Origin of the sequence: Rhizobium sp. P28RR-XV, assembly GCF_012641385.1 — a bacterium.
Taxonomy (GTDB): domain Bacteria; phylum Pseudomonadota; class Alphaproteobacteria; order Rhizobiales; family Rhizobiaceae; genus Rhizobium.
This window is the reverse complement of record NZ_JABAIG010000011.1, coordinates 310,295-331,563: the sequence shown is the minus strand read 5'-3', so window position 1 is coordinate 331,563 and position 21,269 is coordinate 310,295. Positions and strand designations below refer to the sequence as shown.

Here is a 21,269-nt window from a genome sequence, read left to right as displayed (position 1 = left end):
ATAAGAATGTCGTCATCCCAGAGGAGGTCTTCCGGGATATTGGACGTCACCCATATAACGGAGGCATCGAGTTGGCAATTTTCCGTTTTGCAATGGCCTGCATAGGCAGTGTCGCGACGACAGGCGCTCAGCAATCGCTGCAGCTGATCGAATTGCCGACACGCTGACGATAGTAATATTGCCGGCTGATGGTGATTTGGTTCGTACCGCTCGGCAGGAAATTGGCGCCGAAACTGATGAGCTGGTAGGGAAGGGAAAGCTCGCTGCGGACCAGGAAGGTGCTTGCCTGGTTCATATTGGCCGGCAGGGTAATGGTCGTGCCGGAAGAATAGGGGGCCGTCCCGTCCTGTGCCCAGGACCATGCCACCGTTGCCTTGCCTGTCGCGTCGATCGCAATGCCGGTGATCTTCAACGTCATGCCGGTCGTGCCGTAGGGCGCGAAGATCGCGCCCGCTACCGAGGGCATGGTGGCAAGCACCGACTTGGTAACGCTCGACTGCTGCGAAACGATATCGGCGATCGATCCCGCCGAGCGGCTGGCGCGCTTGGAGACATTGAGGCCGACGGTGAGCTCGAAGGCGCCTAGGTAAAGCATCAGCAATACGGGAAAAAGGATGGCGAATTCGATCGCGCCGACGCCGCGTTCATCGCGGGCAAAGCGCCGCAGAATGCTCCGCGACATCATATCCTTTTCGATCATGGTCGCAGGGCCGCTCACGGATAGTTCTCGTTCTGGAAGGCGGCGGTCGCGACGATGAGATAGACTGACGCCGAGCCGTCGGATGGACGTACATTGGTAAGATAGGGGCGCAGCAGATCCGTAATGACCTGCCAGCGGTAATAGGCGCGCACCATGTTGAGCGACTTGGCGCCGCCGGGCGCGAAAGTAAAACTCGAAGTATTGAGATCGGAATAGGGATCGGTCGACGACTTGCGAGGGATCGTCGTCGGCATGGATGCGAAGCTCGAATAGGTCTCCACATCGAGGTAGAGGTTTGCCGGCGTCTGCAGTTCGGATGCGGAGCAGGTGATGAGCACGGCAATCTCGTTGCAGAATGCCTGACGGAACTTCTGCGACGTCGTATAGGAGGTTTTGTTGGGATCGGCCGTGATCTGCCCGGTTCTAATCTGACGCGCCAGGGTGTCGACGGCGTTTGAAACGACCTGCTCGGCAGTGAAGGCAACGAAGGTCTCGATAATGGCAAAGACGATCAGGAAATAGGGAATGGCAAGCATGGCGAATTCGATGGCCGCCGCGCCGTCCCGCGAGCGCAACAATTCGCGCAAGCCGCCTCGGGCACGCGGCCTGGCATGACTTACATTGGCGAGAAGATCACTATCTGGCGTCATGGGAAATCCGCGGCGATTTATACGCGGAGGACACTAGAGTTGTTTTCTTGATAATCCGTTTCTCTTCTCTATTCATATTTAGAGGAAACGGGGATTATTACTTGGCACGTAATATCTTGAATGTATTTTAGAATATCTACATTGTCGAATGTAACTATTGCCCGGTCGCCGAAGCCGTCGTCGCCGTGTTGTTCTGCTGGGCATGCTGTTCGCAATTGGGCGTGCATGACAATACGGCGCGATCCGTCTGCCGGAAAACACGGACCGTATTGCCTTCATCGATCGACACCAGGATCTGCTCATCGACGATGGCATTGCCGTCGGCGTCGAGCAGGATGATATTCGTCGTTCCGAAACTGCGGCCTGTCAGCACGATGGTCTTTGGATCGGCAACGGTGGCGTCGGCGACCTGCGAATTGCCGACGATGACTTTGCTGACGGGGCGATCGAGCTTCAAGACGCGCGCGTGATCCATATAGACGCGCAGCAGGCTTTCTCCGGCGGCGCTGGAGAGCTGCGGCGTCAAGCCGGCCATGGCAACGATGCCGGCGAGGAATGCGATTCTGCCGCCGATTGGCATGGCTTGGCCTCTTGGAAAGCGTATGGCGAAATAGTTTGTCTGACAGAATGGGAAAGAATGGTGAATGAACGATTAAGGGTGATGCTGTCCGTGTATTTATGATGCAGGCGTCCCGTAAATGGCTTTCATCTTCGTCGTTCATGTCTCAAATGCGTTGCTTTGAGACGAATCGTATAAGCTGCTAATATTAATGCATCTAATAATTTTCTTTTGGCTGAAGAAGTTCTTTAAAAATGCATGGCAAGACATGAATTCGATATTTACTATTCTTTTTTCACTTCACTATTCAAAATTCATTAACCCAATTCCTTAAAGCGATAGAAACGGCGGACGATTACCGTGCAACTCATCCGATCAACGGCAACAGTTGGCGGACGTGCTGTCAACAAAGTGGAGTTAAATTCATGTCTAAGCTTTTTTCGCGTTTCCTGAAGGATGAGTCGGGCGCAACCGCAATCGAATACGGTCTGATCGCTGCCCTGATCTCCGTTGCTATCATTGCCGGTGCAACCACCCTGGGCGGTACGCTCAGCTCGACGTTCACGAACATTTCTGACCAGATGAACAAGTCTGGCAAGGATATCGGTACCAAGTAAGACTTTTGTTCTGAAGGCGTAATACTTCACGGAAACCGCTCGATAAAATGGGCGGTTTCCGAATTTCAGATTTCGGGGTGGGGATTTATTGTGCTCGGAACTTTGGCGCTATCCATATTTCCCCTGTGCATGTCGTTAGCGGCGATATCCGACCTGCTGACTATGACAATTCCGAATAGGGTGAGCTTGGCCCTCGCAATCGCGTTTTTTGTGCTCGCTCCCACATATGGCCTGCCATTTACAGAAATCGGCATACATCTGGCTGTCGCCGGTGTCGTTTTTGCTGCGTGTTTTGCGTTGTTTGCGCTCAATGTTATGGGCGGCGGAGATGCGAAATTGTTAGCAGCTGCCGCTCTTTGGTTTGGCTTCGATCTTTCGGTGGTAATATTTCTTGTCTATGTCGCATTTATTGGCGGTGTAGTTACGGTTTTTATCGTTTGGCTCCGATCGCAAGCAAGCATCATTTCAGCTATTGGTCTTCCGATGCCTAGCTCCTTGACGGTTGCCAAGAAAATTCCATACGGAATAGCTATTGCAATCGGGGGAATCCTCGCGTTCCCTTCTTCGCCCCTTTTGATTGCGATGACCAAGAGTGCACTTTAAACTGCGCGACGATTGGTAAAATCCTAAGTACAATATATGTGTAGTCACTAATATAAATCAAGTAATTAGGGTTAAGTAATCATAAATGTAACATACCATTAACCATAATTACACCAATTGCCGGTCATTCTACAGGGCGAAGAATCCTGTTCCTCAAGGAATGACCATGAAACCCGCTCGCATAATGATACTCGCAGTGGCAGCCGCCGCGGCCGGGATGGCCGGCCTGCTGGCGATGCGCCTGGCTGGTTCGCGCGATATCGTGCCCCAGCAGATCGCGGCGATCGTGGAAAAGGAAGCAACGACCAATGTGCTGGTTGCGAGCGCCAATCTGCCCGTCGGCTCCCGTCTGAATGAAAAAACAATTCAATGGATGGCATGGCCGGAAAGCGGCGTCGTCAAAGGTCTCATAACCCAGAGCGAGCGGCCCGATGCCTTGAAGGATCTAAACGGCGCGGTCGTTCGTTTGCCGATATTCGAGGGCGAGCCGATCCGCGAGGAAAAGGTCGCGGACGCCAACAGCCGCATCCTCTCTTCATTGTTGCCAGCCGGCAAACGGGCCGTCGCCACCGAGATTTCCGTCGCCACCGGCGCCGGCGGTTTCATCCTCCCGAATGATCGTGTCGATGTGATCATGGTCCGCAAGGGCTCGCAGCAGCAGCTCGTCACGGAAACGGTGCTGAGCAACGTACGCGTCCTGGCCGTCGACCAGCAGATCGAGGAAAAGCAGGATGGAAGCAAGGCTGCCGTCGGTGCCACCGCGACGCTCGAGCTGACACCGGACCAGACGAAGGTTCTGGCCGTCGCGCACCAGATGGCCGACCGCCTGACGCTGGCATTGCGCTCCGTCGCCGATGCGCAGCAGCCCGATACGACGGCGGCCGACTATCTTCTGGCCGGCGACAATGGCGGCGGCCTTGTCCAGGTCATCAAGTCGGGAGCGATCGTGACCGATGGCCCAACCGGGCCGAAACCACAGTGAGAAGGGCCGACATCATGGTCAAGATAAGCAACAAAGCCAGCCTTCCTCTCGCTGCAATCCTTTCCTTCTCGGTTGCCTTTGCAGGTCTGCCTCTGGCGGATCTTCCGGCCTTTCTGCGCACTCCCGCAGCCCTTGCGGATGGCTCTGACAGCATCGTCACCATCGCCGGCCTTGGCACGAAGCGCACATTGAAGCTCGGCCTCAACAAGGCGCTCGTCGTCGATCTACCGGCCGATGCGCACGATATCCTTGTTTCCGATCCAAAGATGGCGGATGCGGTAACACGCACCTCGCGCCGTATTTATCTCTTCGGTAAGACCGTCGGCCAGACCAACATCTTCGTCTTCGGCGCGGACGGCAAGGAAATCGTCAGCCTCGATCTCCAGATCGAGCGCGACATTGCTGGGCTACAGGCCAATCTCAAGCGCTTCATTCCCGACTCCGACATCAATGTCGAGATCGTTTCCGACAACATCGTCATGACCGGCACGGTGCGCACACCGCAGGATGCGACGCGGGCTGAGCAGCTCGCCCAAGCTTTCCTGAAGGGCGGCGAAGCTACGACTCGAAACCAGACTGCCTCGGGCAGCGGCGACAACAACGCGGTCGCCATTTTCGCCGAAACGCGGCAAACCTCGCAGATCGTCAATATGTTGCAGATCGAAGGCGAGGATCAGGTGACGCTCAAGGTCACGGTCGCCGAAATCAAGCGCAGCGTGCTGAAGCAGATCGGCTTCGACAATCTCATCAGGAATTCTTCCGGCCTGACGGTCGCCCAGCTCGGCAATATTTCGCCTGACGCCACTGCCGCTGCCGGTGGCGGCGGTCTTGCCAGCCTGTTCAAGACCGCGATCGGCAAGTACAATATCAGCACTTATCTCAGTGCTCTTGAGCAGGCTGGCGCCGTCCGTACGCTCGCTGAGCCCACGTTGACGGCGATCTCCGGCCAGGCCGCGACCTTCAATTCAGGCGGTCAGACGCTATACGCCGTTACGAACAAGGACGGGACCGTCACGGTCACACCCTTCACCTATGGTATCAGTTTGGCCTTCACACCTGTCGTGCTGTCTGCCGGACGAATCGCCCTGCATGTGCAGACCCAGGTTTCTAATCCGGTTGGCACGGCAAACGCAGGCACGGCAACCTACAACCAGCGCGCCGCTGATACTTCGGTGGAGTTGCCGTCCGGCGGCTCGATCGCTTTGGCCGGTCTCTTGAGCGATACCATTCAGCAAACCACCAACGGTACGCCGGGCGCCTCGAAGATTCCAATCCTTGGCGCTCTGTTCCGCCAGAAGAGCTTTCAGCGCGACGAAACCGAGCTGGTCATTATCGCGACACCATATCTGGTGCGTCCGGTCGCCCGCAGCCAGCTTGCCCGCCCTGACGACAATTTCTCGCCGAGCAACGATATCAGCGGCTTCTTCATGAATCGTGTCAACAAGATCTACGGCCGCAAGGATGGGCCGCCGGTCGCCGATGCCGATTTCCACGGCACTGTCGGCTTCATCTACAAGTAGGGGACACCGACCATGAAGCGCGCCTTTTCAACCGGATTAACGAGAGATCTAAAAGTGGCCAGCCCCGAACGCCATACGCCTCGCATCGGCCGGCCCCGTTTCTCCCGGCTGGCTCTGATAGCACCGGCGCTGATCCTGACGGCCGCCGCCATCAGCGGCTGCGCCGATTCACGCGATCGTATGACCACCAGCGCCATCAACGACGACTATCGGCAGCGTCATCCGATCGTGTTGGCGGAGAAGGAACACAATCTCGATATCCCGGTCGCTGCCAGCGACCGTCGCCTGACGACGGGAATGCGCGATACCATCCGTGGATTTGTCCAGGATTATCGAGCTCATGCGAGCGGTACGGTCGAAATCCTTGTACCGAGGGGATCGATGAATTCGTTGGCGGCATCTACGCTGCGTCAGCAGATCCGCAGGGAGCTGATTGCGAACGGTATCCCGTCGGCCCGCATCGTCGAAAGCCACTACGGGGCCGGCGACCTGGACGACGCAGCTCCGATGCGTCTGCGCTTCACAGCCACGACGGCTCTCACCAACAGCTGCGGTCAATGGCCGAATGATCTTTCCGACAACGCCTTCGACAATCAGAACTACTACAATTTCGGCTGCGCGACGCAGCACAATCTGGCGGCACAGGTCGCCAATCCGACGGATTTGATATCGCCCAGGGCTGCGTCGCCGATCGATACCGATCAACGCAGCAAGGTGATCGACAACTACCGCAACGGCTCGGTTCCGACGAGTACCGCCACGCTCGGCGGTTTCAGCGGTTCTGGCAGCTCCGGCCAATGATTATGGGACGCACCGGCGGAACAGGATGACATCATGAACGCCATCGACTACGATATTGGCTCGACTGCCGCGGAGGCCGAGGACGTCTCGCGCTCGGGCAATCTCGACAATCTACGGCCGCTGCCGCGCATTTCGGTGCATGCCTTCTGCGAAAGCGAGCAGCTGCAGCGGGTGATGGACCAATGCGCCAACGACCGGCGCATGTCCAAGGTCAGCTGCCGGATTACCAGCGGCAGCATCGCGGCGGCGGCAAACATGTTCGCTTCGGCGCCGACCCCCAATCTGATCATTCTTGAGACGCGGGCCAATCCGCGCAATCTGCTGACTGAACTTGCGCCCCTCGCCGCCGTCTGCGATCCGAGCACCAAGGTCGTCATCGTCGGTTACCATAACGATATCGGCCTCTACCGCGAGCTGATCCGCAACGGCATCTCCGAATATATCGTGCAGCCCACCGATATGGTCGATCTGATGACGGCCATGACGGCGATCTTCATCGATCCCGATGCCGAACCGCTCGGTCGCAGCATCGCTTTCATCGGCGCCAAGGGCGGGGTGGGCGCATCCACCATCGCGCATAATTGCGCCTTCGGCATTTCAAGCCTGTTCTCCACCGAGACTATTCTTGCCGATCTCGATCTGCCCTACGGCACGGCTAATATCGACTTCGATCAGGATCCGGCGCAGGGGATTGCTGAGGCCGTATACGCGCCGGAGCGCCTGGACGAGGTCTTTCTCGATCGATTGCTGACAAAATGCTCGCAGCACCTGTCGCTGCTGGCAGCGCCTTCCATGCTGGATCGCGCCTATGATTTCGAGGGGCAAGCCTTCCTGCCGGTGCTCGATGTTCTCCAGCGCAGCGCGCCGGTGGCGGTCCTGGACGTACCTCATGTCTGGACGGAATGGACGCGCTCGGTGCTGGCCGCTGTCGATGAGGTCGTCATTTGCGCCGCTCCCGATCTCGCCAACCTGCGCAATGCCAAAAACCTGATCGACGCTCTGCGCAAGCTGCGGCCCAACGACAAGGGACCGCACCTTATTCTCAATCAGGTAGGTATGCCGAAGCGCCCGGAAATCAATCCTTCGGAGTTCTGCGTGCCGTTGGAGGCGGATCCGATCGCCGTCATTCCCTTCGATATCCATTTGTTCGGCAATGCCGCCAACAGCGGACGGATGATTTCGGAGACGGATCCCAAATCGCCGATCGCCGAGACCTTTTCGCAGATATCGCACATCGTCACCGGACGCGTCGCTTTGAAGAAGGCGAGAAAGGGCGGTCTGCTTGGCCTCCTGAAGCGGAAATAGTCCTTTGATTTCGCATGACTTCCCGAAGGCGGGCCTTCCTGAACGTCATGCAGCAGCAGTAGAATTGGATCGAAAGCATGTTTGGCAAGCGCGGAAATGAAGGTTCTGCAAAAGGCGGCGGCGCAATGCCTCCGCCGGCGCCGGCGCGTGCGCCGGCCGCAACCGCGCCCGCGGCACCGGCCGTGCTGATAGAGCCGTCGCGCGATCCCGCTCAGCAGCGCCAGCAGGTCGCGCCCCCGCCGATGCAGACGCCTAGTCGCCGCCGGCCGGTCCGCACCGAAGAATATTACGATACCAAGTCGCAGGTCTTCTCAGCGCTCATCGACACGATCGACCTCTCGCAGCTTTCCAAGCTCGGACCGGAAGCGGCGCGCGAGGAAATCCGCGATATCGTCAACGACATCATCACGATCAAGAATTTTGCGATGTCGATTTCCGAGCAGGAGGAACTGCTCGAGGATATCTGCAACGACGTACTCGGCTACGGTCCGCTGGAGCCGCTTTTGGCCCGCGACGACATCGCGGACATCATGGTCAACGGCGCCGGCCAGACCTTTATCGAAGTCGGCGGCAAGACCGTCGAATCGGAAATCCGTTTCCGTGACAATGCGCAGCTTCTGTCCATCTGCCAGCGTATCGTCAGCCAGGTCGGCCGCCGCGTCGATGAATCCAGCCCGATCTGCGACGCGCGCCTGCCGGATGGTTCGCGCGTCAACGTCATTGCGCCGCCTTTGGCGATCGATGGTCCGGCGCTGACCATTCGTAAGTTCAAGAAGGACAAGCTGACGCTCGATCAGCTCGTCCGCTTCGGCGCCATCACGCCGGAGGGCGCGACGCTGCTGCAGATCATCGGTCGCGTGCGCTGCAACGTCGTCATTTCAGGCGGTACGGGCTCGGGCAAGACGACGCTGCTCAACTGCCTGACCAACTATATCGACCGCGACGAGCGCGTCATCACCTGCGAAGACACCGCCGAGCTGCAGCTGCAGCAGCCGCATGTCGTGCGCCTCGAAACCCGCCCGCCGAACATCGAAGGCGAGGGCGAGATCACCATGCGCGATTTGGTCAAGAACTGCCTGCGCATGCGTCCAGAGCGGATCATCGTCGGCGAAGTGCGTGGACCGGAGGTCTTCGACCTGCTGCAGGCGATGAACACGGGCCATGACGGTTCCATGGGTACGATCCACGCCAACACGCCGCGCGAATGCCTGAGCCGTATCGAATCGATGATTGCCATGGGCGGCTTCAGCCTGCCGGCCAAGACCGTGCGTGAGATTGTCTCCACCTCCGTCGATGTGATCATCCAGGCCGCTCGTCTGCGCGACGGTTCGCGCCGCATCACGCAGATCACCGAGGTCATCGGCATGGAAGGCGACGTAATCATCACGCAGGATCTGATGCGCTACGAGATCGAGGGCGAAGACGCGAACGGCCGCATCATCGGCCGGCACGTTTCCACTGGCATCGGCAAGCCGCATTTCTGGGATCGTGCCCGCTACTACAATGAGGAGCGACGCCTCGCGGCTGCGCTCGACGAGATGGAACAGAAGGCGCAATAGGGCTGACGATGTTCGGTGTCGATCCAATAGTGCTGTTGATTGTCCTGCTGACTGCGGTTTCGGCGGCTGCCGTCTGCTATGGCATTCTCTATTCTCGGATCGAGGCCCAGAAGAAGGCCGCAAGCCGCGTCAACCGGATCAGGCAGGCCGAAACTGACCGTGTGAAGGTCAAGGCGGCGCGCGATCGCGTCCAGGAAATGTCCAAGCGGCGCAAATCCGTGCAGGATTCGCTCAAGGATCTGGAGCGGCGCCAGACCGAAAACACCAAGAAAAAGCAGTCGCTGAAGGCGCGCCTGGCGCACGCCGGCTTGTCGCTGACACCGTCGCGCTTCTACGTTTTCAGCGTGCTGTTCGGCCTGTTCGCGGTGCTGGTCTTTTTCATTGCCGGCGCTCCACCCCTGGTCATCCTAGGACTGTTCTTTGCCGTCGCTTTCGGTCTGCCGCGCTGGATTCTCGGTTTCCTCATCAAGCGCCGGCAAAACAAGTTTCTCGAAGAATTTCCGAACGCGCTCGATCTCATCACCCGCTCCCTTCGCTCGGGCCTGCCGCTCAACGATGCGGTGCGGCTGGTGGCCGCCGAGGCGCGCGATCCGGTCAAGTCGGAATTCCGGCGGGTGGTCGAAGCGCAGCAGGTCGGTCTCAGCATGTCTGAAGCGTGCGCGCGCATGACGAACCAAATGCCGCTGCAGGAAGTGAATTTTTTCTCGATCGTCATCACCATTCAGGCCCAGGCCGGCGGCAACCTGTCGGAAGCTTTGGGCAATCTCGCAAAGGTGCTGCGCGACCGCAAGAAAATGAAGGCGAAGGTCCAGGCGCTGTCGATGGAGGCAAAGGCATCCGCCGTCATCATCGGCGCTCTGCCCTTTATCGTGATGCTGCTCGTCTATCTGACGTCGCCGCAATACATGATGATCCTGTTTACCGATCCGCGCGGCCATCTGATCTTGGTCGGAGCCGGCATCTGGATGTCGTTCGGAATCTTCATCATGCGCAACATGGTCAATTTCGAGATCTGAGCGAAGGAGCCGCATAGCCCATGTCCGATCTGGCCGCCAAACTGACCGATCCCGGCACCCTTCTCGCCGTCGTCGTTGCCATTGCCGTCTTTGCCACCTTCTACACGATCGCCATGCCGCTGCTGGAGCGTGGCGATCTCAACAAACGCATGAAGGCCGTCTCCACGGAGCGCGAGCAGATCCGCGCACGCGAGCGGGCGCGGCTGAGCGCCGACGGCGGCAAGGCATCGCTGCGCAGCCATAACAATCGCAACGCCCGGCAGATCGTCGAGCGCTTCAACCTGCGAAACGCGCTGGTTGATGCCAATACCATGAACCGCCTGCGGGCGGCTGGCCTGCGGTCCGAAAACGCGTTGAACATGTTTCTGGTGGCGCGGTTCTTCCTGCCGTTCCTGTTCTTGGCGGCTGCGATCGTGGTGGTGTTCGTTCTCGGCTGGTTTGCCGCAAAGCCCCTTCCGATCCGCCTGCTCGGCGTCATCGGCACGGCCTATCTCGGCTTCTACGCGCCGAACATCTATGTTTCCAACCGGATGGCCAAGCGTCAGAAGTCGATCAAGCGCGCCTGGCCGGATGCTCTCGACCTGATGCTGATATGCGTGGAATCGGGCATATCGATCGAAGCCGGCATGCATCGTGTGTCCGAGGAAATGACCGAGCAATCCCCGCCGCTCGCCGAGGAAATGGTGCTGACTACGGCCGAACTTTCCTTCCTGCAGGATCGCCGCACGGCCTTCGACAATCTTGCCGCCCGCACGCAGATCGAGCTCGTCAAATCGGTGACGCAGGCGCTCATTCAGGCCGAGCGCTACGGCACGCCGCTCTCCCAGGCGCTGCGCGTCATGGCGCAGGAGGGCCGCGACGAGCGCATGAACGAGGCGGAGAAGAAGGCAGCCGCGCTGCCGCCGAAGCTGACCGTGCCGATGATCATCTTCTTCCTGCCGGTCCTGATGGCTGTCATTCTCGGCCCGGCGATCATCCAGGCCATGGACAAGTTCTGATCCGTCGCTTGCCTGCTGCGTGTGGATATGATTAATCTTCCATCCAGGGTCGCGGACAGCCGGAAGCGGAGATCCTTGGCATGCCCTGGAGGCTGCCGCCCACCGCTGACAAGGATGTCCAGCCATATCGGAGGTGTCGCATGTCGTCCATGGCAGTGTTTCTTAGCGTTATTGCCGCAGTCTTCATCGGAGCCGTCAGTCCCGGTCCGAGTTTCGTGCTTGTCTCCCGTATTGCCGTTTCCCGTTCGCGAAAGGCCGGCCTTGCCGCGGCTCTCGGCATGGGGATGGGCAGCGTCATTTTCGCAACCTTGGCCCTGTTCGGCCTGAGCGCCCTGCTGATGAAGGTCGAATGGCTGTATCTGGCGCTGAAAGTCGCCGGCGGTCTCTATCTGATCTATGTCGGCATCCGCATCTGGCGCGGCGCGGCGGATGACCTTCCGATCGATTCACCCGCGACGCCGAAGGCAGCGGGCGCAACGCGCAATTTCCTCTTTGCGCTCGGCACCCAGCTCAGCAATCCGAAGACCGCCATCTTCTATGGCAGTATCTTCGCGGCCCTCCTGCCGGCGGCTCCCGCGCCCTGGCTGCTGGCTGCCGTTCCGCCGGCGGTCTTTTTGGTCGAGGCCGGATGGTACACGGTGGTGACGATCGCCTTCTCGTCGAACCGCCCGCGCGCAATGTATCTTGGTGCCAAGCTCTGGATCGACCGCGTGGCCGGCGTCGTGATGGGCGCGCTCGGAGCGCGGCTGGTGGCCGAGGGCCTGCCGCGCCATCTCTGGCGTTGATCCCTCTATACTTATCGCTTGAAACAGTTTGCCGGAAGCGCTGTCCGCTATTGCGGCAACTGCGCTATTCGACAGTTTTACTCGCGTCGCCGCTGGCTGCAAGTTTCTGCCAGGAATTCCGCTGCGCCAGCATGCCCCTGAGATAGGCGACGTTGGCGTTGGCTTGCTGCGGTGTCAGCTCCTGGCGCGCGATCTGTTCCGCATCGGCAAAGCGGCCCTGCAGGCCGACGACCAGCGCCAGGTTCTGCCGCACGCGGCTGTCGGCGCCCGGCTGCGAGACGGCCGAGCGAAGGTAGTTTTCGGCGTTCTTGAGGTCGCCGGTCAGCACGTAGGACATGCCGAGATTGGAAAGAATGGTCGGCTCGTTCGGGGCCAGCACCAGCGCGTCGCGATATTTGGCGCGCGCATCGGCGGAGCGTCCGAGCTGGTCGAGGATGGCACCTTGCGCGGAAACCAGACGCCAGTCCGGCCGGTCCGGAAGCTGCGCGCGGTCGATGGTCGACAGCGCTTCCTCGAGCTGGCCCGCCGCCGCCTGTGCCTTGCCATAGGCGGCAAGCACGCCGCGATCGGTCGGATTGGCGATTGCCACCTGCTGCATGACGGCGAGCGCCTGGTCGTTGCGGCCGCTCATGCGCAAGGCATTGGCATAGGTGACGCCAGCGTCGCGATCCTTAGGATTGGCGTCATAGGCCTTGCCATAGGTGGCAGTCGCCTGCGCCAGATCGGTGCCGTTCATCGTGTCGAGAGAGTTCGGCGTCTTGGGGATCGAACCGGTCGTCATCCGGTCCTTTCCGGTCGTCGAGCAGCTTGCGAGCGCCAGCGCCAGAAATGCTGCGGAAGCGCCCCGGAAAAGGAAGGTTCTGAATAAAGACGCGGTTGAAACGGCGGGCATTTCGCTTATCCCTGAATTCCATAAGTCTTGCGCGAGGCCTAGAATCGGAACAGGGAAAGGTTCGACGCAATGTTCGCTCCAGCAATAATCTGTTAACCCTAACAGACGGTTAACTCTCGATTCTCCGAAGTATCCAACTCTCTGAAGTCATCGTCAAAGGATAGTCATGGCCCCCTACCAATATATCGAGCGTGCGACACCCTTCAATTCGAAGGGTGGTGCGACGCTGCCGATCTTTGCCGTCACTCCGGCGCATATCGAGACCGGCACCATCGATCCCATCGCGCTCGATTGGGCCAGCAAGGCAGGTTACAAGGCGGAAAGCGGCTCGCTGCTGCTGATCCCGACGGCCGACGGACATCTGGGCGGGGCCTTGTTCGGCCTGGGCTCCAATCCCTCCGAACAGCCCTTCCTGACGGGAAGGCTCGCGCGCAGCCTGCCGGCGGGTGATTGGCACGTCGAGACGGCGCCGCTGACGGCAAACCGGCTTTCGCTCGGTTTCGGCCTCGGCAGCTATCGCTTCGAGCGCTACAAGTCCGAGAAGGCGACGGCGCCGACGTTGATGATCCCGCGCGATGCGGACGCCGCCGACATCAAGCGTCAGCTCGCGGGCGTGTTCCTGGCACGCGATCTCATCAATACGCCAACCAACGACATGGGGCCGGAGCAACTCGAAGCTGCCTTCCGGGCGCTTGCCGAACACTACAAGGCGGAAATGTCCGTCATCATCGGCGACGACCTCCTGAAGGAGAATTTCCCGCTCGTGCATACTGTGGGACGTGCGAGCGCCGACGCGCCGCGCCTTCTGGAACTGCGCTGGGGGAAAAAGGGACATCGCCGCATCACGCTGGTCGGCAAGGGCGTCTGCTTCGACACCGGCGGCCTCGACATCAAGCCGGCATCCTCGATGCTGTTGATGAAGAAGGATATGGGCGGTGCCGCGAATGTCATGGGCCTGGCGCTGATGATCATGGACGCCAAGCTCAAGGTCGATCTGCGCGTCATCATTCCCGTCGTCGAGAACTCGATTTCGTCCAACGCCTTCCGCCCCGGCGATATCTACACGAGCCGCAAGGGCCTCACCGTGCAGATCGACAATACGGATGCGGAGGGACGGCTGATCCTCGCCGATGCGCTTGCCTATGCCGATGAGGACGCGCCGGACCTGATGATCGACATGGCGACGCTGACCGGTGCTGCCCGCGTCGCGCTCGGCCCCGACCTGCCGCCCTTCTTCACCGACGACGACGATCTTGCCCGCGATCTGACCGAAGCGAGCCTGGAGACGGACGATCCGCTGTGGCGGATGCCGCTTTACATGGGCTACGACAAGGATATCCGCACGAAATTCGCCGATATCACCAATGCTCCATCAGGCGGCATGGCAGGCTCCATTACGGCCGCCCTGTTCCTCAAGCGCTTTGTGACGAAAACGCCGAGCTGGGTCCATTTCGATATCTACGGCTGGGCGCAGAGCGAACGGCCGCATTCGCCGGGCGGCGGCGAAGCGCAGGCGATCCGGGCGCTGTATCATCACATCAGGCAGAGGGTGCGGTAGGGGTCGACGCGCCGCCCTTCATCCGCCTTCGTGGTTCGAGGCTACGGTCCTATGGACCTTCGCGCCTCACCATGAAGGCTGATCTTTGTCGTCCAACTGCGAGAGCAGTTCCACCTCATGGTGAGGTGCCTTGTTGCCGCAGCGTTAGCGTAGGCGGCAAGGCCTCGAACCACGAGGCGGCCACAGATCGTTTCGTCGTTAGTCCCCTTGAAACCGCCATGATCTTGGCCGAGACTGAAACGGTAGCGTAACGAATTTCGGGGTTGCTTTTGCCGCTTGATCTCTCTGCCTCGCAGGCTCTTGGCCTCTGGCATGGCGTGACGCTCGCTCAGGTGCGCCGCGAGGATCATGATTTGACCTTGCGGCAGATGGCGATCCTGCTTCAAATCTATCTCGTGCCGCCGCCACATACCGTTCGTGGCCTTGCCGCGACGCTCGGCGTCACCAAGCCGGTCATCACTAGGGCGCTTGACACCATGGGCGCGATGGGTTTGGTCGACCGCGTGCGCGACGATCGCGACCGCCGCAACGTCATCATTAAGCGTACGGTCACCGGCGCGCTCTATCTTGAAAAACTCGGCGATCTCGTCATCGAGCACGGCCGCAAATTGTAACCTCAGGAATTTCGTCATGACGCTCGACCGCCGCCTCAATGCTTTCAGGCCCGATCTCGCCGAGGCCTCTCTTAAAGGTAAAGTTGAGGCCGAGCGCTTCGCTGAAGGCAACAGCGCCCGTGTTGCCGTTCCCGTCGTCGCGCTTCGGCCCAAGCCGGATCTGGCTTCGGGCATCGATACCGAGCTGCTGATGGGCGAGGAAGTCGCGGTTTTCGAGCGCCGCGATGGCTGGTGCTGGGTGAAGGCACTCGCCGACAGCTATGTCGGCTATCTCCCCGAAGGGGCGATCAAGGAAGGCGCGGCGGCGCCCACCCATGTCGTCATTCCGCAGCGCACTTTCCTCTATCCCGAGCCGGAGCTGCGCAAGCCGCATGCCGCGGTCCTCTCCATGGGCAGCCTCGTGCATGTGACCGGCATGGCGGAGGCGCGCGGCAATCACTATGTCGTCCTGGAGGACGGTACCGCGATCTTCGCAAAACATGTGCAGCCAATCGGCGACAACCGCGGCGGTGACTTCGTCGATGTCGCCTTGCGCTTTATCGAGACGCCCTATCTCTGGGGCGGCCGCTCCGGGCTTGGCATCGATTGCTCCGGCCTTGTGCAGCTGGCGCTGTCGATGACCGGCCGCGCAGCACCCCGCGATACCGACATGCAGGCCGCCGGCCTCGGCCAGCCGATTACGCGCGACGAGCTGAAGCGCGGTGATTTCGTCTTCTGGAAGGGCCATGTCGCCATCATGGAAGGTCCGGAAACCATCGTCCACGCCAACGGCCATACCATGACTGTCGCTCGTGAGAATTTTGCCGCCGCCGTCGAGCGCATCGGATGGCTCTACGAACAGCCGACGGGTTATCGCCGTTTCACCGACGACTGATAATCCCTTAAATCGGAATCGATTTAAGGAATTATTCAGCATCTCAAAGTGTTACAGCGCCCCGGAACCGCTCTTTCTTTTGCTCGTTATCTCTTTGATCGAGATATCCTATCGAGAGGAGAAAGCTCATGCCCATCACGGCCATGGAAAAGACGGTCCGGGATATTCTGCTCGACAACCACATGCGCAAGAACGGCAAGATCGACAGGTTGCGCGAGCTGCAGAGCGAGGCTCGGGCCATCCAGCGCGCCGGCAGCGAAAGCTCGATGAGTGCGGATGATGGCCTGCAGGACGATCTGCGCGTGATCGAGAAGGCGTTGCACGATCTTCACGCCGACACCAAGGAAAAGGGTGCCGCAACCTTGTAGGCGACGGTACTCGAACGGTCGTTTTACGGCGTGCGCGGCCGGGCGATCCAGATCCCGGCGATGATGACGAGGCCGCCGAGAGCTTGGATCAGCGTGACGTTTTCGCCGAACAGGAACCAGGCGAAAAGTGCGGCTGCGATCGATTCCAGGAAAATGACGAGCGAGGAGAAAACGGTCGGCAACCGTCCGAGTGCCACCGAAAGCAGGCCTTGTCCGCCGGCATGGCTGATGAGGCCCAGCGCCAGAAGCACGCACCATCCCGAAATCGACTGTGGCAATATCCGCGGTTCGAAGAAGAAGGCGACCAGGAACAGGATCGTGGCGGTGATGACGCTGAGTTCGAAAGTGACGCGTGCCGCATTCGTCGTTGGCCGCGCCCCGCCGACCGCCAGGAAATAGAGGCCGAAGAACGCACCGGTGACGATGGCAAGCGTATCGCCGACGGCGCGGCTTGGATTGAATGCAAGGCTTTGCGCCACCAGCGCCGTGCCGCCCGCAAGGCAGACCAGAAGCCCGATCAGTGTGGTGCGATCGACCCGCTGCCGCAGGAGAAGCCAGCCGAAGATGACGACCCAGAGCGGCGCCATGGTCGCAAAGAATGTCGCATTGGCTATGGTCGTCCGCACGATAGCGAGGTGCCAGAAGAACAGGTCCCCCGTAAAGGCGATGCCGGCGAGAATGGTCGGCAGCGTAAAACTGGCACGGGGTGCCGTGACCTCCGAAGCCTCCGCATATCGCATCCAGATCCAGAGGACAGGCAGCGCAAGGAAGACGCGCCAGAATGCGCTGGCGAAAGGTCCGACATCGGCCAGGCGTACGAGGCTTGGGGAGATACTCATGGCCAGCGCGGCAAGGAGCATTGCCACGACCCCGAAAAGAAACCCTTTCGAGTGGCCGGAGCCTGTCTTGCCGGTAGCATGGCGGCTTGAACCCGTCCTCTCGCCAAGATCCGCGGCGCCTGTATCGTAATCGGTGTCCGGCTGTGACATTCTCGTGCCTTTGCAAGTCAGATGATGTGTGGCGCAAAGCTATTACATGCGGGAAGAGTATTTGGCTCCATTTTGACGGTTTCCATGCAATTTTGTTTCCTCTTTGCGGTAAGGATGTTTTGAAATGCGCAAACCCGCCGATCTCGATGAATTCGACCTGGCGATTCTCGATCTTCTTCAGAAAGACAGCAGCGCTCCGCAGCGCAAGATCGGCGAACTGGTCAATCTCTCGGCGCCCGCCGTGCAGCGGCGCATCAAGCGCATGCAGGCTGATGGCGTTATTGAGACGAATATTGCCGTCATCAATCCGGCAACGATAGGCTTGCCGATCACTATCATCGTCGAGGTCCATATCGCAAACGAGCGTTATGACCTGATCAATGCGATTAAGCGCAGCTTCCTGGAGGCGCCGGAAGTTCAGCAATGCTATCAGGTCACCGGCGAAGCGGATTTCGTGCTTGTCGTCGTCGTGGCCAGCATGTCCGACTATGAGGCGCTGACGAGGCGTCTGTTCTACGACAATCCGAATGTCACGAAATTCAAATCGCTCGTTGCCATGGACCGGGTGAAGGTCGGTCTTTCCTTGCCACTGGCGCGGGATTAGCCGGCTGTCCGCATGGTGCTGTTCATCCCGGCCGTTTCGGCCAGTTGGTCACGCCGCCGCTCCAATCCTCGAAGGCCTTCGAGAGACGAAGTACCAGCATGTCGTCGAAGCGCGGGCCGACGATCTGCAGGCCGATCGGCATGCCGGAGCGGGAGAAGCCGCAATTGATCGACGAGGCCGGCTGCTCCGACATGTTCCACGGAACGGTGAAGCCGATGTGCTCGAAGGGCAGGGCAGGATCGTTGGTGGGGGAGGCCCATTCGGCGGGATAGGACACGATCGGATTGGTCGGCGAAAGCACGGCGTCGACTTCGGTGAAGAGCCTGCCGCAGCTCTTGCGCATCTCGATCGTCTGGTTGAAACCGCGAACGGCATCGACGCCGCTGACATCGGCGCCGCCCTTTGCCCAGCTGTGGATATAGGGCAGGATTGAGTTTCGCCGCTCCTCGCTCAATCCCATGATGTCGCCCCAGAAGCGCGCGCGCCAGAAGACATCGAGCCCGTCGAGCATCCGCCTGGTTAGCACTGGCGCAACGTCGATGATAGTCGCGCCTGCGTCCTCGAAGCGCCTGGCGGCGGCAAGGACTGCGTCACGCACCTCGTCATCGACGGGCAGGCCGCAGCCGGCATCCAGCATCAGGCCGATCTTCATGCCGCTGACGTCGACGCCGAGATCCATCCAGTCGATCCCGTTCGGCGGCAGGCTGGTGCCGTCGCGCCAGTCGGGACGCGACAGCGTCGCCATGGAGAAGGCGGCATCCTCGACCGTGCGGGTCATCGGTCCGGCGCATCGCCCGACATAATAGGGATCGACCGGAATGCGGCCATGGCTTGGCTTGAAGCCGAAAATGCCCGTCCAGCCCGCCGGCAGCCGCACCGAGCCGCCGATATCGGTGCCGATATGCAGCGGTCCGTAGCCGGCTGCTGCGGCGGCCGCCGCGCCGGCGCTGGAGCCGCCCGGATTTTGGCTGGGATCCCAAGGATTGCGGCTGAGCTTGTGAAAACTGGACAGGCCGGAGGAGAGCATGCCGTAGTCGGGACAGGTAGTTTTCGCGAAAATCACCGCGCCGTCCTCGCGCATGCGGGCGGCGATCGGCGCGTCCTCGGCGGCGGGAACAAGCTCGACGGCGGCCGTGCCGAGCGGCACCGGCTGGCCCTTGGTGGCGATCAGCTCTTTCAGCGTCACCGGAATGCCGTCCAGGGCTCCGAGCGGTCTACCCTTTGCCCAGCGCTCCGTGGATGCGGCCGCCTGCCTGCGTGCATCTTCTGGATCATAGGCATAGAGAGCAGCGATTGTCGGCTCCCATGCCTCGATAAGTTCTTCAAGCGCCAGCCAGTATTCGCTGGGAGACAGGCTCTTGTCGGCAAATTTGCGCCTGAGGTCTCGGATGGAAAGATCGGTCGGTTCGGTCATGATCTATACTCTTCATGTCTCAATCAGCGCGTCGCCTCGCGGGGGTCGAGGAGATCGCGCAGCCCGTCGCCGAGCAGGTTGAAGCCGAGGACGGTCAGCGCGATGGCAAGGCCCGGCAGCAGGGCCAGCCACGGCGCGACGTGGAAATAGGTCTGAGCGTCGGCCAGCATCCGTCCCCAGGTCGGCGCCGGCGGCGGCACGCTGAGGCCCAGGAAGGCAAGCCCGGCCTCGGTGAGGATCGCAAGGCCGAGCTGGATCGTCGCCTGGACGATGATGCTGCCCATGATATTAGGCATGATATGGCGCAGCGTGATGGCAAGCTGTGTATTGCCGATGGCGCGCGCCGCTAGCACATAATCCCGGCTCCAGGCCTGCAGTGCCGAGCTGAGCGCGACGCGGGCAAAGACCGGCACCATGAAGACGGCAATGGCGAGAATGGCCGTCGAGCGCCCGGTCCCAAGAAACGCGCCGAGGATCATGGCCGAAAGGATCGGCGGCAACGCGAAGATCACGTCGCAGGCCCGCATGATCAGGGCCTCGAACAAGCCGCGTTGGGCGGCGGCGGAAACACCGATAATCGTTCCGAGCGTACCGCCGATCGCGACGGCCGAAACGGAGATCGACAGCGAATTCCAGCAGCCGGCCATCAGCATCGACAGGACGTCGTGGCCCAGCTGATCGGTGCCGAGAAGCCCGAAGCCGAAGGGCGGCTGCAGCTTATGGGTGATCTGCATCTTTGCCGGCGGCACGGGCGTCCAGAACAGCGAGACGATGGCGACGCAGACGAGGGCAGCAGTGATCAAGGCGCCGGCCATCAGGTTCGCGCGTCGCAACGCCTGAAAACGGCGGCGATAAGGCCGGACGGCGGCTCTGGTTTCGGCGGTGATCATCGTGCGCCTCCCGCTCGCAGTCGGGGATCGATGGCAAGATAGGAGAGATCCACCAGGAAATTCACGACGATGACGAGGGCGGCAAAGAACAGCACGACATCCTGAAGCACGATGATATCGCGCTGGCTGAGGGCCTGGTAGGCAAGGCGGCCAAGGCCGGGCAAGGTGAAGACGTTTTCGATCAGCACGGCGCCGGCAACCAGAAAGGTGAACTGCAGTCCGAGAATGGTCAGCACCGGCACCAGCGCATTCGGTACCACATGCCCCCAGAGGACGCGGCTGCGCGACAGGCCCTTGGCGACCGCCGTGCGGGCAAAATCCTCATGCAGCGTATCGAGCACGGCCGAGCGCGCGACCCTTGTCAGCACCGCCGCCTGCGGCAGCGCAAGGGCGAAGGCGGGCAGCACGAGCGATTTCAGGGCTGGCCACGCTCCGCTGCCCCAGCCGGGAAAGCCGCCGGCCGGCATCCAGCCGAGCGAGGTCGCAAATAGCAGCACCAGCAGCAGCCCCACCCAGAAGCCCGGCACGGCAATCCCCATCTGCGAAAACAGCGTTGCCACGATATCGAAGAAGCCGCCGCGCTTGGCAGCTGCCGCGACACCAAGCGGCACGGCGACGAGGACGGACAGCAGGATGGCAAGGGCAGCAAGCGGCAGGGTGACCGCAAGCCGTTCGGCAATCAGGCCGGCAACCGGCACGCCGTAAGTATAGGAGCTACCGAGATCACCCGTCAGCGCGCCGGCGAGCCATTGTCCGTAGCGGATGATCAAAGGCTGATCGAGGCCCATCTCGTGCCGGAGCGCGGCTAGCGTCTCCGGTGTCGCCGAAGTGCCGAGCGTGATCGCGGCCGGGTCGCCCGGCAGCAGCGCCATGACCACAAAGACCAGCAGCGAGACCGCGATCAGCGTCAGGATCAGTCCGAAAATCCGGCGGGTGAGCAGTGCGATCATAACTTGTCCATGGCCGATCAG

23 protein-coding genes are annotated in these 21,269 nt (G+C 60.5%); 15 read left to right on the top strand and 8 right to left on the bottom strand.

The genetic code is table 11. The features are described 5' to 3' along the window. Positions 1-127 precede the first annotated feature (127 nt). From HGP12_RS24555 to HGP12_RS24545, 3 genes are all read right to left on the bottom strand, one after another. The gene (locus tag HGP12_RS24555; protein ID WP_168841454.1) at positions 128-700 is read right to left on the bottom strand and encodes a TadE/TadG family type IV pilus assembly protein; all 573 of its coding nucleotides are present in this window, start codon (positions 698-700) and stop codon (positions 128-130) included. Positions 701-714: 14 nt separating this feature from the next. Beyond that, positions 715-1,350, bottom strand: coding sequence for a TadE/TadG family type IV pilus assembly protein (locus tag HGP12_RS24550; protein WP_168841404.1), 636 nt, complete (start codon positions 1,348-1,350; stop codon positions 715-717). Between the two features lie 154 nt (positions 1,351-1,504). Further along, positions 1,505-1,930, bottom strand: a complete 426-nt coding sequence (locus HGP12_RS24545; RefSeq protein ID WP_168841403.1) for a pilus assembly protein N-terminal domain-containing protein — start codon at positions 1,928-1,930, stop codon at positions 1,505-1,507. A 404-nt stretch (positions 1,931-2,334) separates the two neighbouring features. Between HGP12_RS24545 and HGP12_RS24540 the strand changes: the two genes are divergently transcribed. The 10 genes from HGP12_RS24540 to HGP12_RS24495 all read left to right on the top strand — a co-directional run bounded on the left by HGP12_RS24540 (position 2,335) and on the right by HGP12_RS24495 (position 12,095). Next, positions 2,335-2,526 (top strand): Flp family type IVb pilin, encoded by a 192-nt coding sequence (locus HGP12_RS24540; RefSeq protein ID WP_168841402.1) that lies wholly within the window; start codon positions 2,335-2,337, stop codon positions 2,524-2,526. Between the two features lie 90 nt (positions 2,527-2,616). Beyond that, positions 2,617-3,129 carry a prepilin peptidase gene (locus tag HGP12_RS24535; protein ID WP_409526849.1) on the top strand — a complete coding sequence of 171 codons (513 nt, stop codon included), beginning with the start codon at positions 2,617-2,619 and terminating at the stop codon, positions 3,127-3,129. A gap of 166 nt (positions 3,130-3,295) precedes the next feature. After that, positions 3,296-4,111, top strand: coding sequence for a Flp pilus assembly protein CpaB (gene cpaB / locus HGP12_RS24530; protein ID WP_168841401.1), 816 nt, complete (start codon positions 3,296-3,298; stop codon positions 4,109-4,111). Positions 4,112-4,125: 14 nt separating this feature from the next. Further along, on the top strand, positions 4,126-5,631 hold the full coding sequence (locus tag HGP12_RS24525; protein WP_168841400.1) for a type II and III secretion system protein family protein: 1,506 nt from the start codon (positions 4,126-4,128) through the stop codon (positions 5,629-5,631). A 54-nt stretch (positions 5,632-5,685) separates the two neighbouring features. Beyond that, positions 5,686-6,432, top strand: a complete 747-nt coding sequence (locus HGP12_RS24520) for a CpaD family pilus assembly lipoprotein (protein WP_168841399.1) — start codon at positions 5,686-5,688, stop codon at positions 6,430-6,432. Between the two features lie 33 nt (positions 6,433-6,465). After that, positions 6,466-7,737 carry a CpaE family protein gene (locus tag HGP12_RS24515; protein WP_168841398.1) on the top strand — a complete coding sequence of 424 codons (1,272 nt, stop codon included), beginning with the start codon at positions 6,466-6,468 and terminating at the stop codon, positions 7,735-7,737. A gap of 77 nt (positions 7,738-7,814) precedes the next feature. After that, complete coding sequence (locus HGP12_RS24510; RefSeq protein WP_168841397.1) at positions 7,815-9,296, top strand: CpaF family protein; 1,482 nt, start codon at positions 7,815-7,817, stop codon at positions 9,294-9,296. Between the two features lie 8 nt (positions 9,297-9,304). Beyond that, a complete protein-coding gene (locus tag HGP12_RS24505; RefSeq protein WP_168841396.1) occupies positions 9,305-10,312 on the top strand; it encodes a type II secretion system F family protein in 1,008 nt (335 codons plus the stop codon). A gap of 20 nt (positions 10,313-10,332) precedes the next feature. Further along, positions 10,333-11,310: a type II secretion system F family protein gene (locus tag HGP12_RS24500; RefSeq protein ID WP_168841395.1), complete on the top strand. Its 978-nt coding sequence runs from the start codon at positions 10,333-10,335 to the stop codon at positions 11,308-11,310. 140 nt (positions 11,311-11,450) lie between these two features. Then, positions 11,451-12,095 (top strand): LysE family translocator, encoded by a 645-nt coding sequence (locus tag HGP12_RS24495; protein ID WP_168841394.1) that lies wholly within the window; start codon positions 11,451-11,453, stop codon positions 12,093-12,095. Between the two features lie 64 nt (positions 12,096-12,159). On the opposite strand, the gene HGP12_RS24490 is transcribed toward HGP12_RS24495, so the two are convergent. After that, positions 12,160-12,987 (bottom strand): tetratricopeptide repeat protein, encoded by an 828-nt coding sequence (locus HGP12_RS24490; RefSeq protein ID WP_168841393.1) that lies wholly within the window; start codon positions 12,985-12,987, stop codon positions 12,160-12,162. Between the two features lie 166 nt (positions 12,988-13,153). Between HGP12_RS24490 and HGP12_RS24485 the strand changes: the two genes are divergently transcribed. From HGP12_RS24485 to HGP12_RS24470, 4 genes are all read left to right on the top strand, one after another. Then, a complete protein-coding gene (locus tag HGP12_RS24485) occupies positions 13,154-14,545 on the top strand; it encodes a M17 family metallopeptidase (RefSeq protein WP_168841392.1) in 1,392 nt (463 codons plus the stop codon). 269 nt (positions 14,546-14,814) lie between these two features. Further along, positions 14,815-15,159, top strand: a complete 345-nt coding sequence (locus tag HGP12_RS24480) for a helix-turn-helix domain-containing protein (RefSeq protein ID WP_168841452.1) — start codon at positions 14,815-14,817, stop codon at positions 15,157-15,159. Between the two features lie 16 nt (positions 15,160-15,175). Continuing rightward, complete coding sequence (locus tag HGP12_RS24475) at positions 15,176-16,033, top strand: NlpC/P60 family protein (RefSeq protein ID WP_168841391.1); 858 nt, start codon at positions 15,176-15,178, stop codon at positions 16,031-16,033. A gap of 128 nt (positions 16,034-16,161) precedes the next feature. Continuing rightward, on the top strand, positions 16,162-16,401 hold the full coding sequence (locus tag HGP12_RS24470) for a hypothetical protein (RefSeq protein ID WP_168841390.1): 240 nt from the start codon (positions 16,162-16,164) through the stop codon (positions 16,399-16,401). Between the two features lie 23 nt (positions 16,402-16,424). Here the strand turns inward: HGP12_RS24470 and HGP12_RS24465 are convergent, their stop codons facing one another. Continuing rightward, positions 16,425-17,390, bottom strand: coding sequence for a DMT family transporter (locus HGP12_RS24465; protein WP_168841389.1), 966 nt, complete (start codon positions 17,388-17,390; stop codon positions 16,425-16,427). A gap of 124 nt (positions 17,391-17,514) precedes the next feature. On the opposite strand from HGP12_RS24465, the gene HGP12_RS24460 reads away from it, so the two are divergent. Next, complete coding sequence (locus HGP12_RS24460) at positions 17,515-17,994, top strand: Lrp/AsnC family transcriptional regulator (RefSeq protein ID WP_168841388.1); 480 nt, start codon at positions 17,515-17,517, stop codon at positions 17,992-17,994. Positions 17,995-18,016: 22 nt separating this feature from the next. On the opposite strand, the gene HGP12_RS24455 is transcribed toward HGP12_RS24460, so the two are convergent. From HGP12_RS24455 to HGP12_RS24445, 3 genes are read right to left on the bottom strand one after another with little or no spacing between them, the layout of a single operon-like run. Then, entirely contained in the window at positions 18,017-19,408 is a 1,392-nt protein-coding gene (locus HGP12_RS24455) for an amidase (RefSeq protein WP_168841387.1), read from the bottom strand. A gap of 23 nt (positions 19,409-19,431) precedes the next feature. Then, a complete protein-coding gene (locus tag HGP12_RS24450; RefSeq protein WP_168841386.1) occupies positions 19,432-20,298 on the bottom strand; it encodes an ABC transporter permease in 867 nt (288 codons plus the stop codon). Next, positions 20,295-21,248 carry an ABC transporter permease gene (locus tag HGP12_RS24445; RefSeq protein ID WP_168841385.1) on the bottom strand — a complete coding sequence of 318 codons (954 nt, stop codon included), beginning with the start codon at positions 21,246-21,248 and terminating at the stop codon, positions 20,295-20,297. Before HGP12_RS24445 ends, HGP12_RS24450 begins: the two co-directional genes overlap by 4 nt. Between the last annotated feature and the right edge of the window lie 21 nt (positions 21,249-21,269).

Bases quoted from the DNA above. Each gene is read 5' to 3' on its own strand.
- HGP12_RS24555 (WP_168841454.1), bottom strand. From the start codon at position 700: ATGATCGAAAAGGATATGATGTCGCGGAGCATTCTGCGGCGCTTTGCC.
- HGP12_RS24550 (WP_168841404.1), bottom strand. From the start codon at position 1,350: ATGACGCCAGATAGTGATCTTCTCGCCAATGTAAGTCATGCCAGGCCG.
- HGP12_RS24545 (WP_168841403.1), bottom strand. From the start codon at position 1,930: ATGCCAATCGGCGGCAGAATCGCATTCCTCGCCGGCATCGTTGCCATG.
- HGP12_RS24540 (WP_168841402.1), top strand. From the start codon at position 2,335: ATGTCTAAGCTTTTTTCGCGTTTCCTGAAGGATGAGTCGGGCGCAACC.
- cpaB (WP_168841401.1), top strand. From the start codon at position 3,296: ATGAAACCCGCTCGCATAATGATACTCGCAGTGGCAGCCGCCGCGGCC.
- HGP12_RS24525 (WP_168841400.1), top strand. From the start codon at position 4,126: ATGGTCAAGATAAGCAACAAAGCCAGCCTTCCTCTCGCTGCAATCCTT.
- HGP12_RS24515 (WP_168841398.1), top strand. From the start codon at position 6,466: ATGAACGCCATCGACTACGATATTGGCTCGACTGCCGCGGAGGCCGAG.
- HGP12_RS24510 (WP_168841397.1), top strand. From the start codon at position 7,815: ATGTTTGGCAAGCGCGGAAATGAAGGTTCTGCAAAAGGCGGCGGCGCA.
- HGP12_RS24505 (WP_168841396.1), top strand. From the start codon at position 9,305: ATGTTCGGTGTCGATCCAATAGTGCTGTTGATTGTCCTGCTGACTGCG.
- HGP12_RS24500 (WP_168841395.1), top strand. From the start codon at position 10,333: ATGTCCGATCTGGCCGCCAAACTGACCGATCCCGGCACCCTTCTCGCC.
- HGP12_RS24495 (WP_168841394.1), top strand. From the start codon at position 11,451: ATGTCGTCCATGGCAGTGTTTCTTAGCGTTATTGCCGCAGTCTTCATC.
- HGP12_RS24490 (WP_168841393.1), bottom strand. From the start codon at position 12,987: ATGCCCGCCGTTTCAACCGCGTCTTTATTCAGAACCTTCCTTTTCCGG.
- HGP12_RS24485 (WP_168841392.1), top strand. From the start codon at position 13,154: ATGGCCCCCTACCAATATATCGAGCGTGCGACACCCTTCAATTCGAAG.
- HGP12_RS24475 (WP_168841391.1), top strand. From the start codon at position 15,176: ATGACGCTCGACCGCCGCCTCAATGCTTTCAGGCCCGATCTCGCCGAG.
- HGP12_RS24470 (WP_168841390.1), top strand. From the start codon at position 16,162: ATGCCCATCACGGCCATGGAAAAGACGGTCCGGGATATTCTGCTCGAC.
- HGP12_RS24465 (WP_168841389.1), bottom strand. From the start codon at position 17,390: ATGTCACAGCCGGACACCGATTACGATACAGGCGCCGCGGATCTTGGC.
- HGP12_RS24460 (WP_168841388.1), top strand. From the start codon at position 17,515: ATGCGCAAACCCGCCGATCTCGATGAATTCGACCTGGCGATTCTCGAT.
- HGP12_RS24455 (WP_168841387.1), bottom strand. From the start codon at position 19,408: ATGACCGAACCGACCGATCTTTCCATCCGAGACCTCAGGCGCAAATTT.
- HGP12_RS24450 (WP_168841386.1), bottom strand. From the start codon at position 20,298: ATGATCACCGCCGAAACCAGAGCCGCCGTCCGGCCTTATCGCCGCCGT.
- HGP12_RS24445 (WP_168841385.1), bottom strand. From the start codon at position 21,248: ATGATCGCACTGCTCACCCGCCGGATTTTCGGACTGATCCTGACGCTG.